The sequence below is a fragment of the Vibrio sp. S12_S33 genome, assembly GCF_963889785.1.
Classification (GTDB): domain Bacteria; phylum Pseudomonadota; class Gammaproteobacteria; order Enterobacterales; family Vibrionaceae; genus Vibrio; species Vibrio aestuarianus.
Window position 1 is genome coordinate 1 of record NZ_CAWPQZ010000061.1, and the last position, 13,000, is coordinate 13,000.

Below are 13,000 nucleotides of genomic sequence, written 5' to 3' on the forward strand. Positions count from 1 at the left end.
AGATTGAAGCGCCTTGTTCGTAAAACGATCGGTTTTTCAAAATCAGAAGAGATGCATGACAAAGTTATAGGGACGTTTATCGAGCGGGAGTTCTACTGGTAATTCAACTGATTTGAGTCACGACCGATTATTCTTTCAATGTACTGTGAATATAAACACGTTCATTAGGTAAACACTTATTGTCTAATATATTAAACACAAGTTGCCCTACTTTTTCTCCCCATTCACTAGGATGATTATCAATGCACGGAACGTTGCGGTCAAAAATGTCCGCATATGGAACAGCATCGATAGAAAATAGGGAGACCTCCTCAATATTGAGTGTTGCAAGGGCTTTAATCACCGATAAGCTAATAAGACCGTTGATACCTATAATGCAATCCGGCAATGTCTCTAACCCTTTTAAATAATCTAGAACTAACGGATATGAGTCATCCAGTGTGTAGGCTGTGTGAATAATATCGATTGTTTTGTCGGTAAGCCTTAACCCACCTAATAAGCCACTAATTCGGTCAAGACTTATATCGGAATCTTTAGGACCTGCGAAGATTAAATAGCTTGGATAATCTTTTTTAAACAGGTATTTACCAGCACGAACTCCAATTTCAATATTATTTAGAAAAACCCCTGGAAGATTAGAACCAGGAATATCACGGTCGAATAAGACCAATGGAATATTATAGTGTTGCGCCAAATCAAGGTAATCAGGGTGGTATCCATCACGATCTGAAACAACTGAGAGTAAAATGGCACTAGCCTTATGCCCAAACAAAGTCTGTACAGCTCTACGTTCTGCTGATTTTGAGCCACCAGTCTCAAAAATCATCACAATATAGCCTCGCTCATCCGCCATTTTGCATAAGCGTTTAAGGATAACCCCGTAAACAGGATTAAATGTACTATCAGAAACAAAACCAATGATTTTACTCTGATTATTCTTAAGATTCTGAGCAAAAACATTAGGTATATAATTGAGTTCCTTCGCTATTTCCAAAATTATCTTACGTGTCTCTGGTTTGACCAAATCTGGTTTATTAAACGCACGTGAAACGGTAATATTTGTAACATTTGCTCGTTTAGCGATGTCAACTATTGTTGAATTTGCTTGATTTTTAAATACTTTACCAGCCATAAATCTGACCTAGGTCCGCTTAATCTTAAAATTGGTTTGATCATATCACCGACCAAAGATCTATGCATTTAACATTTTTCTGACCTTGCACACATATTGCTCAATGTAAAAGTCGGATATATCACATTTCGCAATAAATTTGGATGTTTTTTATCCAAAATAATCATATGTTAACGTTGTCATTTAAGGGCTGTTTTTCTATTTGCCTTTGATTTGACGTTTTAAGCCAAAATCTTAAAAAACCTACATTCAACGTCATATCGTTTCTTCAAATGATGACGTTAATAAAAAAACAAAGGAGCATTTATGTCTCTTAAAAAAGCGTTAACAAAAGGTGCTGTTCTTGCAACATCTGTCTTAGCTTGCACAGCATTTTCTACCCAAGCAAAAGAAAAACTCAACATCGGTATGTCGTTTCAAGAAATGAACAATGAGTACTTCGTTGTGATGAAACAAGCTCTTGAAGATGCTGCCGCAGATATCGGTGCGAACGTCATTATCACTGACGCTCGTCACGATGTCTCTAAACAAATCAATGATGTAGAAGATATGTTACAAAAAAACATTGACATACTTCTTCTCAACCCTACTGACTCTGTTGGTGTTCAGTCAGCGGTAATGTCTGCAGCAGAAGCTGGAACAGTAGTGGTTGCTATTGATGCCCAAGCAGAAGGTCCACTCGATTCATTTGTTGGTTCTAAAAATTATGATGCTGGCTATAAAGCAGGTAAATTCTTAGCAGAGCAGCTAGGTGGTAAAGGTGAAGTAGCCATTCTCGATGGTATCCCGGTTGTACCAATTCTAGAACGTGTTCGCGGTTTCGAAGCTGCAATGAAAGAATTTCCAAATATGAAAATCGTAGACAAGCAAAATGGTCATCAGGAACGATCTAAAGCACTAAGCGTCACTGAAAATATGTTGCAAGCCCACCCTAATCTTGCTGGTATTTTCAGCGTAAACGATGTCGGCTCGATGGGTTCTCTTGCTGCTATAGACGCATCTGGTTCTGATGTGAAATTAGTTTCTGTTGATGGTGCACCTGAAGCTATTGAAGCAATTTTGAAACCAGGTTCAAAATTTATCGCAACCTCAGCTCAATATCCTCGTGACCAGATTCGTATTGGTTTGGGTATTGCACTTGCTAAACATTGGGGAGCAACAGTACCTAAAGTTGTACCAGTTGATGTTGATCTAATTACTAAAGAAAACGCAAAAGGATTCTCTTGGTAGTCAATTAAATATGTCTCGGTTTCGGCCGAGACATAGTTAATCAATGGGGGTAATGGTATGTCTTTATTGCTGGAACTAAGAGGTATCAACAAGAGCTTTCCTGGAGTTAATGCTTTGAGCAATATCCACCTGTCACTGCAAACAGGAGAGATTCAAGCACTACTTGGAGAAAATGGTGCAGGAAAATCAACGCTCATGAAAATTCTATGCGGCATTTATTCAAATGATGAAGGCCAAATCTTCATGAATGGGTCTGAACGCGTTTTTAACAACTACAATGAAGCTATTGCTGCGGGAATCGGGATTATTTTTCAAGAATTTTCACTGATCCCTTATCTGAATGCGGTTGATAATATTTTTCTCAATCGAGAGATAACCAACAAGCTCGGCTTATTAGATCGCAAATTAATGCGCATCGAAGCTAAATCTATTTTTGATACTTTAGGAATCGATATTGATCTGGATATCCCTATTGCAGAACTAAGCATTGCAGATCAGCAATTCATCGAAATTACCAAAGCGCTTTCACTAAACGCAAAACTATTGGTTTTAGATGAACCAACTGCAACGCTAACCCCAACGGAGGCAGAACGCCTTTTCGCTATCATGAGAGACCTAAAATCTCGTGGTGTTGGAATGTTCTTTATCTCTCACCACTTAGAAGAAATATTTGAAGTTTGTGATACAGTTTCGGTACTCCGAGATGGTGAATATATCAGTACCAAGCGTGTCAAAGAGACTAATGTTGATGAGTTAGTTGAAATGATGGTTGGTCGAAAGCTCGACAACGCCTTCCCGAAAAAAACCATTCAATCTGGTAAAAAACAGGTGGTATTGAGCGTACCTGAAATTCAAATTAATAAGTCCGCCCCAATTAATCAATTTGAATTGTACCAAGGCGAAATTCTCGGTTTTTCCGGACTAGTTGGCTCTGGCCGCAGTGAATTGGTGAGAGCTCTGATTGGTGCCGACCATCCAACCAGAAAACAAGTTTTCGTCATGGGTCAAGAGCTAAGCTTGAATTCCCCTTCTGAAGCACTACATCACGGAATTGGTTTATTACCAGAGAGTCGAAAAACAGAGGGGTTAGTGATGGATTTCAGTATCAAAGAAAACATCTTACTGAACAACCATCAAAACGAGATCTATGCATGGACTTTACTTGATCGCAGCAAAGAAAAAAATGTAGCGTTGAACCTAATGAATAAAGTACGGGTAAAAGCGCCAGATGAAGAAACCCAAATATCTAATCTTAGTGGCGGGAATCAGCAGAAGGTGGTTATCGCACGTTGGTTAAATAATGATTGCAATATTTTGATTTTTGATGAACCAACAAGAGGCATCGATGTTGGTGCTAAATCAGAAATTTATGAATTGATGAAGCAACTCACCGCTCAGGGAATTTCAATTATTATGATCTCTTCTGAGCTACCAGAAGTCATTGGCGTATGTGATCGAGTTCTTGTCTTTAATCAAGGCGCTATTGTGGCCTCACTTGAAGGTGAAGATATCGAGTCCAACACCATTATGTTACACGCAACAGGGCAAGCGGCATAAATGTTATGACTAAAATATTAGAAACCGAAAAACAACAAAACAGTTCATTCAAAACTAAACTCATCAAATGGAGTCGCCATCCAGCGTTCTATCCTTTTATTGGCTTCTTCGTCGTGTTCTTTATTATGGTGATATACAACGATAATTTTTTGTCACCAAACAACCTGAGTAATGTCGCAAGGCAGGTTTCGATTAATGCCATACTTGCGGTCGGTATGACCTGTGCGATATTACTAGGTGGTATAGATTTATCGGTTGGTCCTGTAATGGCTCTCTCTGGAACCGCAACCGCGGGCATGATGGTTTCAGGAATTCCTCCAGTAGTAGCGATCCCCGCAGGGCTTTTGATTGGCATGGCTTTCGGTGCAGCAAATGGCTTTATGATTGCTTACGCTAAAATGCCCGCCTTTATTGTTACGCTGGCCTCCCTAGGTATTGCTCGCGGTATAGGCTTAATATACACGGGAGGTTATCCGATTTCTGGTTTACCTGATAGCTTTTCTTTTTGGGGGCGAGGGAATGTTTTCGGCTTACAGACACCCATATTAATTATGCTGGTTGTTTATATCGTTGCCTACATTTTATTAAACCATACACCGTTTGGCCGATACGTCTATGCAATTGGAGGAAATGAAGAAGCCTCTCGCCTGAGTGGTATTCGGGTTCCTATTGTGATTATGGCGGTATATACCATTAGCGGTATCACTGCAGCGATTGCGGGATTGATTCTTACCTCTCGCTTGATGAGCGGACAACCCAACGCCGGTGTTGGCTTTGAACTGGATGCTATTGCCGCTGTTGTTATCGGTGGGACCGCTATGAGCGGCGGTCGAGGAATGATAATTGGTACACTGATCGGCGCGATGCTTTTAGGGGTTCTGAATAACGGTCTTAACCTTGCCGGTATCTCACCTTATGTCCAGAACGTCATCAAAGGCATCATCATTCTTATCGCAATCTACATTGGTATCAGTAAACGTAAATAACTCACTTCACAATTTGATCGGCTTAGTTAAGCCGAACTGAGGACCTATAAATGCGCTATTTCATTGGCATAGATATTGGTGGAACCGTAACAAAAGCAGGACTCTATGACGAAAACGGAACTGAACTACATATTGCCGAAAAAAATTCAGATGTATTAAGAGATGCGCCCGGTTATACCGAACGAAACATGGATGAGCTATGGCAAACCGTTTGTGAGATTGTCACAAGTTGTGTAGAACATGCCCCTAAAGCGATAAGCGGTGTCGCTTTTTCATCTCATGGCAAAGGGTTATACGCCATAGATAAACAGGGAAAACCCGTGCGTAATGGTATTATTTCTTCGGATACTCGAGCTGAATCTCTGGTTAAAAAATGGCAGAGCCAAGGGTTAGTTAATAAAGTTTACGAACGTGGCTTGCAACAACTTTGGACAGCTCATCCGGTGACCTTAATGGCCTGGCTGAAGGAAAATGAACCCGACAGCTATCATAACATTGATGCAATATTAATGGTGCATGATTACGTTCGTTACTGCTTAACTGGCGAAGTCAATGCGGAAATAACCAATATTTCCGGTAGTAATATGTATAACGTACGCACGGGCGAATATGATCCTTCGCTATTGGCAGAGTTTGATATTGCAGAGTGTGCCGACAAACTGGCCCCCGTTATCGGTTCTGCTGAACAATCTGGTACCGTCACCCAAGAGGCATCACGTCTTACCGGGCTAGCGGAAGGAACGCCGGTTTATGGTGGATTGTTTGATGTGGTTGCAGCAGCTCTCACCTCCTGTATTCAGGATGAATCTACCATCAGTGCCATTGCAGGAACGTGGTCGATAACCACCACGGTTACCGATGAAATTACCACCGGCGATTATCCCTACATATGGGGTAATTACTGTATACCAGGGAAATACTTTGTCCATGAAGGTTCTCCTACATCCGCATCAAATCTGGCCTGGTTTAAAAACCAGTTCCTGTCCGACTATAGCTGGGAAGATTTTAACCAATGGGTTGGTGAAAGCTCATGCGAAACTGATGACTTATTCTTCTTACCCTACCTGTATGGTTCCAACTATGCGATCGGTATGCCAGGTTCTTTGATCGGACTTCGCGGCCACCACACCAAAAAAGATGTGGTGAGAGCCATTTATGAAGGTATTGTTTTCGCTCATATCAATCATCAGGACAAAGTTATCGCACTGAATCCCAAAGCGAAAACAATCCGATTTACCGGTGGCCCATCTAAATCAAAACCCTGGATGCAAATGTTTGCTGATATTTCCGGACTGCCCATTGAAGTCGTGGACATTCAGCAGGCAGGCTGTAGGGCAGCAGCACTTTGTGCAGCCATTGGTGCTGGCGTCTATAAAGATTTTACTCAGGCGATTAAGGCTACCCAACCACCAATAAGCCGGTTCGAGCCGGATATGTCTAAATATGACCGACTACGTTCCAAATTGGCGAAGTTCAATGCACTCAATCAATCGTTGGTCGATGTGCTGACCTAATATAGAACTATACCCGTGCCCATTGAAGATGCAGGTATCAGTATCTGAAAATTATTTGTAATTCTGGATACAAGTGAGCCTGCAACTTCTGGTAACGTCACATCGAAAAATTTTTTGATAGCAGAGGTGAATGCTGCTTTGGAGGGGAAGTAAACATTGTTCCTAACATGCTCATTCATGACTTTCCAAAGCCGCTTTATTGGATTTAAGTTTGGACTGTATGGGGGTAAGTAATGAAGCTCTATATTGAGTGTTTTTGCCGAATTTCTCACCATTTCAGACCGATGATAAGCCGCACCATCAAGGTAAACGCCCCACGATCCCACAAGGCATTTTAGTGTGAGAAGTTCCAAGGAAGAAGTGAGTTGATATCAGGCTCTGGCTTTGCCAGTTCCCTCATACATTTGGCCATGTAATCGCAGAGTATCAGTCCGTTAGCTTTCGCCGTCTCGATGATGCTATACAGCAAAGCACTCGCATCAGCACCAAGCGGATTCGTCGAGAATAACCAATCTTTTCTTAGTAATTGCGACGAATTACTTGGTGGGTATTAAAGTGATCACTATTGATGATAGTGACAGTGTATTCAAATGGCTGGCCACCTTTGAAATAAACCACTTCACTCAATTGGATCATGGCTTTCCCTAGCGGGACATTCATTAACTCTGACACCTTTTGGTCGTCAAGGTTGAAGGCCTTTAAGTCTTGCTCTCGGATGGAAACTTGTTTACCTGTCAGGTGTTCTATGTATTTATATTTTGATTTTTCTAGCTCATTAAACTGAAAGTTATTGCTGATATTGATAGGAATGTGGATCTTTTCCAGCGAAACAGGTGTATCACCAAAACACATTAAACGATCAACGCGATAAACTTGATCTGTAGGTTTAATTTTTAGCTTGCTAGCAATATCAGCTGAGGGAACTAAGGTGACACTAGCAGAAACGACTTTACGTATACCCGTAACATTAAGCTGTTTTGCTTGCCAATCGAAAGGAGAGAGTTCGTGAAAGCTATCACTGTTGAAAGGTTTTCGCATGCCAACATACAGGCCGGAGCCTCTTACTCGGTAGACAATGTCTTGCTCAACTAAATTACGCGTCGCTTCTCGCACTGTGGCTCGTGTGACATTCAGATTTTGAGCAATATTTGTTTCCGTATCGAGCTTGTCACCACAATTCAGTCCACCCGTCATAATTCGGTCAGTGATATAGTCGATGACGATTTGCTGTTTAACCGTAATTTTAGGTGCCATAATATCCATATCTATTGATAACGCAACGAACAGTATATACCCAAGTGAGCAGAAGAGGCAGAGCTTAAGCGTTCGCCACTGGCTTTAGTTCACGGAAAATCTTTAAGCGTGTTGAAAGGCTAAGTTTTAAGTGGTTCTTGTTGATGAAGTTGGCACCAAAAAGCATGAAACAGTCATACTTGTGGTGCCAAGCGTCACTATTCTTATGGCGTTAGTCCTGCCAAACAAGCCTCAATGACTTTATCCTCGCTGATTCCATAAACTTTCTTCAAGTAATCAAGGCTGCCAACCTGACCATATTGTTCTTGTACCCCCAGTTTTTTGAAATACTGGGTTTCGATGCTTGACTCTAACAATGCACTGGCGACGGCATCACCCAGTCCACCGATAATATTGTGGTTCTCCAGTGTTACTACACGTTGAGTGAGCTTGGCGTAGTGGATCAGTAATGATGTATCGAGTGGTTTAATTGTGTGCATGTCAATCACAGCCACGCTTTTGTTGGTCAACTCGCTGATCTTGTCTGAGGCTGCAATCGCTTCATGAACGAGCATTCCTGTCGCAACAATTACTAAATCGCTTCCTTCTCTAAGGACATTACCAACACCAATTTTTATATCATTTTCAGATTGGTACAGTTCAGGCAGTGCTTTGCGAGTAGAACGTATATAGTTGATCCCAGGGTTGTGATAAGCGTATTTCAACGCAGCTTTCAACGTATGTTTGTCTGAGACATCAATGACCCGAGAATGTGGGATCAAACGGATCAACCCAATGTCTTCAAAGGGCATGTGCGTGCCACCATTAGTGACAGCAGAAACCCCAGCATCACTGCCAAAAATATTGATATGACGTTTAGCATAACCGCCAGAGACAAACAGTTGATCGTAGCAGCGTCGAGTAGCAAAACAGCCAAAAGAGTGCATAAAAGGCACTTTCCCAATGGCAGATAAGCCCGCAGCGACACCGACCATATTGGCTTCAGCGATACCGCATTGCACAAAGTTTTCTGGGTGGGTCTGTGTGAGTTTTCTCGTACCGATGGTTTCCATCAAATCGGCTTCAAGCACCATGACGTCACTATGTTGTTCGATCAACTCTTGAAGTGTTTCAACGTAGACTTCTCGTAATTCAGTGTTCATTGAGTGCCTCTAATTTGTTTTCAATCGCTGTAACATCGTTTTTGATCGCGCTGATCAAGTCATCGTTTAATCGCAAATGATGATTTCCGGCAATATTCTCGATGCTTGGGCAGCCTTGACCTTTAATCGTGTCTAAGATGATGGCAGTTGGTTTGCTGGACTGAGCCTTGTGGCTTTCAATGGCATTGGCAATGCTAGGAATATCACCACCATTGACTTGCAAGGCATGAAAGCCAAACGCTTCGAATTTCTGTCTGAGATCGAATGGACGTTGTATGTCATCAATAAAACCGTCAAGCTGGCGCTTGTTGTAGTCGATAAACACGAGCAAGTTATTGAGTTTAAGGTGTGCCGCCAACTGAACGGCTTCCCAACATTGACCCTCTTGTAACTCCCCATCACCCACAATGGTGAAGACCTGACGTTTCGTTCCAATTGCCATTCCCACAGCGCAAGAAAAGCCTTGGCCTAATGAACCCGTTGTCATGTCTATGCCCGGGGTTTTATTCATGTCGGCATGGCTGGGTAGGCGTGTGCCATTTTGGTTGATAGTATTGAGCCAAGTTTTGTCAAAAAAACCGCGAATGGCTAGTGTGGCATACAGAGCCGGACCTGCATGCCCTTTCGATAACACAAAAAAATCTCGTTCATGGCTATTTGGGTTTTGTGGATCGTGTTTTAAATAATGTCCGTAAAGGCAGGCGAGCGTTTCCGTAATGGATAAGCTGCCTCCGAAATGACCGTAACCCATGTGCATAAGGGCATTAACAAGTTCTTTTTTAATTTCTAAGTTCAGTGCTTCGAGCGTGCGTAGCTCTCTCGTTGATAACATAAGTACCTCGTGAGGGAGAGAGGTGGGCGATGCCCACCTTGTGATTAAGCAGATTCAGTTGATTTTGTGTTTTTTTCCGGAAGGAAATGTGTAGCAAGTACAGCAATAGTGAAGATCCCGACGCCTGTAATGACAGCGGTTTTACTGATCATTGCCAGATACCCTAAGAATATCCCTGTGATTGCGAAATCGGAATCAGAGAATGTGGTATTGGCAAACCCTAAGTCACCAAGCACAGGCAAAAGAAGTAGGGTAAGTACAGTGATCACCACACCGTTGACAAATGCGCCGCACATGGCCCCTTTTCGACCGCCAGTGGCGTTGCCAAATACCCCAGCAGTGGCACCTGTGAAGAAGTGGGGCACGACACCGGGTAATATCAGCGTTAACTCTAAAATACCAAAGACGCCCATGGTGATAAGGCCGCCAATAAAGCTGAATAAAAAACCAATAAGTACGGCATTAGGAGCGTAAGGAAAGACAATCGGGCAATCTAAAGCGGGTTTCGCGTTCGGTACAATTTTTTGAGATATCCCAGTAAATGCTGGCACAATTTCAGCCAATACCAAGCGTACACCTTGCAAAATTACAAACACACCAGCTGCGAAGGTGATTGCTGTCAAAATGGCGTAGACGAAAGCGTTTTGGCCGTTTGAAAGATTTTCTTGCACCCACTGTGGGCCAGCGGCAACAACAAGCACTAAGTAGATGATACCCATGGTGATCGAGATCGATATGGATGAGTCACGCAAGAAAACAAGGTTCTTTGGTAAATTCAGCTCTTCTGTACTTTGCGAACCTTTTCCTACCATTTGACCAATCAGTGCCGATGAAACATAGCCAACCGTTGAGAAGTGCGCAAAAGCGACATCATCACTGCCTGTGATTTTACGCATGAAAGGTTGTGCCATGGCGGGGAAAATCACCATGACTAAGCCCAGTGTAACCGAGCCAAGTACCACCATTGTCGGCCCAGAGAAACCAGCAACACTGAGGATAATAGCAATCATTGCAGCCATGTATAATGTGTGGTGACCGGTCAAGAAAATGTATTTGAAACGGCTAAAGCGGGCGAAAAAGATATTTGCAGCCATGCCAAATGTCATGATAAGTGCTGTCGAAGCACCATAGTCAGAGATGGCTGTGGCATATATGGCTTCATTGTTTGGGATGACGCCATGTAGACCAAAGCCAGTTTCGATCAATTGCCCCATGGGTGTAACCGCCGCAACCAAAATACCAGCCCCCCCCCCAATCACTACAAAACCTAAAATTGATTTCACTGTGCCTTTAATGACATCAGAAGAGGATTTTTTCTGGATAGATAAACCCAGTAAAGCAACAAGACCAATTAAAATTGCGGGGGTACTTAATATGTCCATTATAAAATTAAGCATGATCTATTCCTCCGCAAGTGTGTTGAAATAGTTTGTCAAACTTTGGCGCATCGCCTCTTTGTCTGTGATGTTTGGGATAGCAATAACAGGGTTACTCCCTAAACTGCCAGCCAAGTCATGGGTACAAACAAAGACGTCTGCCATGTCAGAAGTGACAGAGCCAAGATCGGTATGTTCCACTTCCGCTTCGACCCCCATCTCCTTTAAGACTTCTTTGACTTTTAGCTCGATCATGAATGAAGAGCCGAGTCCTGTGCTACAAACCGCCATAATTCGCATAAAGTGTTCCTTAATATTTAGCTAGGATTTTCAGGATTTGTTCTTTGTTTTGCGCCTTACTGACGGCTTCTACGTCTTTATCGCAACAAAAGAACTCCGAAATGGATGTAATCAGTTCAATGTGTTGATTGCTGTCTATCGCTGCCAGTAACAAGATTATTTTGACTGGATCATTCTCAGTGCTGTGGAACTCAACACCGTCGCGAACAACAAGTAGAGACAAACTGTTGTGGTTTACACCATCATCTGGTCTTGCATGCGGCATGGCGATCATAGGGGCGAGTACAAAATAAGGACCTAGCTGATCGGCTGTCGTTTTTATCGCATCCAAATAATGTTTTTCGATAGCTCGCTGTTCTAATAGGCACTGGCCAGCAATGTCGATTGCTTGCTTCCAATCCGCAACGCTATCTAGGATTTTGACGTTTGATGCAGTGATATATTGCGAGAGCAGCATAAGCTTTCCATTTGCACATACATGTACAAGTTGTATAGACATGCATCTATCATATGGTTATTTTTTGAGCCGACTGTGAGGTTGATCGAATTTTTCGCTGTTTATAAAATAAACAATAAATAATTTTAGGAAGATCACGTTCTAGGTCAAGGAATGCACTCGCTGGTAGAAACCTGCAAGAAGCGTGGGCTATCAAGCTTATCTGTACTGACGGAGATCGTGTAAGCGGTCACTGCTCGTCAACCATATCCAAATGTTCTTGGCTTGTAGAAGAAGGTCAATGACCCACTGGTGAACGGTCACGGGCAAGAATATAAGAAAAAATTCACAGACGAAGTCGCGGTGATGATTGACACTCGTCATGCATTGCAATTTAGTGCGCAGCGCAGCTGATGTGCCGATGGGTGCGGCAGCAGACGAGTCGGCCCAGGCTATCCGCATTAATAATGCTGGTAAATGATGTATCGCTGCGGGGATTAATTCCTCAAGAATTGGCCAAAGGTTTTGGTTTCTTCCAATCGAAGCCGTCATCTGCGTTTTTACCGGTAGCTGTCACGCTCGATGAATTGGCTGAACATTGGGACGGGGGCAAACTCAATTTACCTCTACCTTCTACTTATAATGGTCGTGCATTTGGTTGTCCTAATGCAGGCGTTGATATGACCTTTGAATTTCCATAATTGATTACCCATGCGGCAAAAACTCGTCCACTCTGTTCAGGTACGATCATCGGTTCTGGTACGGTATCGAACAAGCAAGGAACGGACTACGGAACCTCTATTGAAGAGGGTGGGGTTGGTTACTCCTGCATTGCCGAAGTACGGATGATTGAAACGATTCGAGATGGTAAACCGAGCACGGAGTTTATGAAATTTGGTGGCACCATCAAATTAGAAATGCGAGATAAACATGGCAATAGCTTGTTTGGCAGCATAGAACAGAAAGTGGTGAAATATTAATGGCAGACATAAAATTGTATGGATACCACTCACCGAATTCAGAAGGTAAATCTCTCCATAGCACGCCAGTTCTCATTCGAAACAGTATCCCTTCTAAAGTCATCCGATGCTCTGGTTTATTATAAACTCGACCAGTACTCGTCATCACTTGAAGTAGCTTTTCCCATCGTTTATCAGTTAGCATTGTCCTTGGCATGGTGAACTCAGTTGTGATTTGTTTTTGGCGAAATGATTATAACCTTCACCATGCCGTTCAAAAAA

12 protein-coding genes and 4 pseudogenes are annotated in these 13,000 nt (G+C 42.6%); 6 read left to right on the forward strand and 10 right to left on the reverse strand.

The window, feature by feature from the left end:
• On the forward strand, positions 1 to 102 hold a 102-nt coding region (locus tag AACW06_RS17660), incomplete at its 5' end, for an IS1 family transposase (RefSeq protein ID WP_238336641.1).
• A gap of 25 nt (positions 103 to 127) precedes the next feature.
• Here AACW06_RS17660 and AACW06_RS17665 read toward each other — a convergent pair.
• Complete coding sequence (locus AACW06_RS17665; RefSeq protein ID WP_192076084.1) at positions 128 to 1,132, reverse strand: LacI family DNA-binding transcriptional regulator; 1,005 nt, start codon at positions 1,130 to 1,132, stop codon at positions 128 to 130.
• 306 nt (positions 1,133 to 1,438) lie between these two features.
• Here AACW06_RS17665 and AACW06_RS17670 point away from each other — a divergent pair, with 306 nt between their 5' ends.
• From AACW06_RS17670 to AACW06_RS17685, 4 genes are read left to right on the forward strand one after another with little or no spacing between them, the layout of a single operon-like run.
• Positions 1,439 to 2,362, forward strand: a complete 924-nt coding sequence (locus tag AACW06_RS17670; RefSeq protein WP_192076085.1) for an ABC transporter substrate-binding protein — start codon at positions 1,439 to 1,441, stop codon at positions 2,360 to 2,362.
• Positions 2,363 to 2,419: 57 nt separating this feature from the next.
• Positions 2,420 to 3,919: a sugar ABC transporter ATP-binding protein gene (locus tag AACW06_RS17675; RefSeq protein WP_192076086.1), complete on the forward strand. Its 1,500-nt coding sequence runs from the start codon at positions 2,420 to 2,422 to the stop codon at positions 3,917 to 3,919.
• A 5-nt stretch (positions 3,920 to 3,924) separates the two neighbouring features.
• Positions 3,925 to 4,905: an ABC transporter permease gene (locus AACW06_RS17680; protein ID WP_192076087.1), complete on the forward strand. Its 981-nt coding sequence runs from the start codon at positions 3,925 to 3,927 to the stop codon at positions 4,903 to 4,905.
• 50 nt (positions 4,906 to 4,955) lie between these two features.
• Positions 4,956 to 6,419: an FGGY-family carbohydrate kinase gene (locus tag AACW06_RS17685; protein WP_192076088.1), complete on the forward strand. Its 1,464-nt coding sequence runs from the start codon at positions 4,956 to 4,958 to the stop codon at positions 6,417 to 6,419.
• On the opposite strand, the pseudogene AACW06_RS17690 reads toward AACW06_RS17685, so the two are convergent.
• The 8 genes and pseudogenes from AACW06_RS17690 to AACW06_RS17725 all read right to left on the reverse strand — a co-directional run.
• Positions 6,416 to 6,730 (reverse strand): annotated as a pseudogene (locus AACW06_RS17690) (transposase); the annotation flags it as partial. The gene AACW06_RS17685 and the pseudogene AACW06_RS17690 sit on opposite strands and share 4 nt — an antisense overlap.
• Before the next feature lie 23 nt (positions 6,731 to 6,753).
• Positions 6,754 to 6,939, reverse strand: a pseudogene (locus AACW06_RS17695) (transposase domain-containing protein); the annotation flags it as partial.
• Positions 6,939 to 7,673, reverse strand: a complete 735-nt coding sequence (locus AACW06_RS17700) for a GntR family transcriptional regulator (protein ID WP_192076089.1) — start codon at positions 7,671 to 7,673, stop codon at positions 6,939 to 6,941. The gene AACW06_RS17700 and the pseudogene AACW06_RS17695, both read right to left, overlap by 1 nt.
• Positions 7,674 to 7,876: 203 nt before the next feature.
• Positions 7,877 to 8,815 carry a transketolase family protein gene (locus AACW06_RS17705; protein WP_192076090.1) on the reverse strand — a complete coding sequence of 313 codons (939 nt, stop codon included), beginning with the start codon at positions 8,813 to 8,815 and terminating at the stop codon, positions 7,877 to 7,879.
• Positions 8,805 to 9,647 carry a transketolase gene (locus tag AACW06_RS17710; RefSeq protein WP_192076091.1) on the reverse strand — a complete coding sequence of 281 codons (843 nt, stop codon included), beginning with the start codon at positions 9,645 to 9,647 and terminating at the stop codon, positions 8,805 to 8,807. The genes AACW06_RS17705 and AACW06_RS17710 overlap by 11 nt, the downstream gene beginning before the upstream one ends.
• Positions 9,648 to 9,691: 44 nt before the next feature.
• The gene (locus AACW06_RS17715) at positions 9,692 to 11,044 is read right to left on the reverse strand and encodes a PTS ascorbate transporter subunit IIC (protein WP_192076092.1); all 1,353 of its coding nucleotides are present in this window, start codon (positions 11,042 to 11,044) and stop codon (positions 9,692 to 9,694) included.
• Positions 11,045 to 11,047: 3 nt separating this feature from the next.
• Entirely contained in the window at positions 11,048 to 11,323 is a 276-nt protein-coding gene (locus AACW06_RS17720; protein WP_192076093.1) for a PTS sugar transporter subunit IIB, read from the reverse strand.
• A gap of 10 nt (positions 11,324 to 11,333) precedes the next feature.
• Entirely contained in the window at positions 11,334 to 11,822 is a 489-nt protein-coding gene (locus tag AACW06_RS17725; protein ID WP_238336738.1) for a PTS sugar transporter subunit IIA, read from the reverse strand.
• Between the two features lie 349 nt (positions 11,823 to 12,171).
• Here AACW06_RS17725 and AACW06_RS17730 point away from each other — a divergent pair.
• A pseudogene (locus AACW06_RS17730) lies at positions 12,172 to 12,739 on the forward strand (fumarylacetoacetate hydrolase family protein); the annotation flags it as partial.
• Between the two features lie 25 nt (positions 12,740 to 12,764).
• On the opposite strand, the pseudogene AACW06_RS17735 reads toward AACW06_RS17730, so the two are convergent.
• A pseudogene (locus AACW06_RS17735) lies at positions 12,765 to 12,935 on the reverse strand (transposase); the annotation flags it as partial.
• Between the last annotated feature and the right edge of the window lie 65 nt (positions 12,936 to 13,000).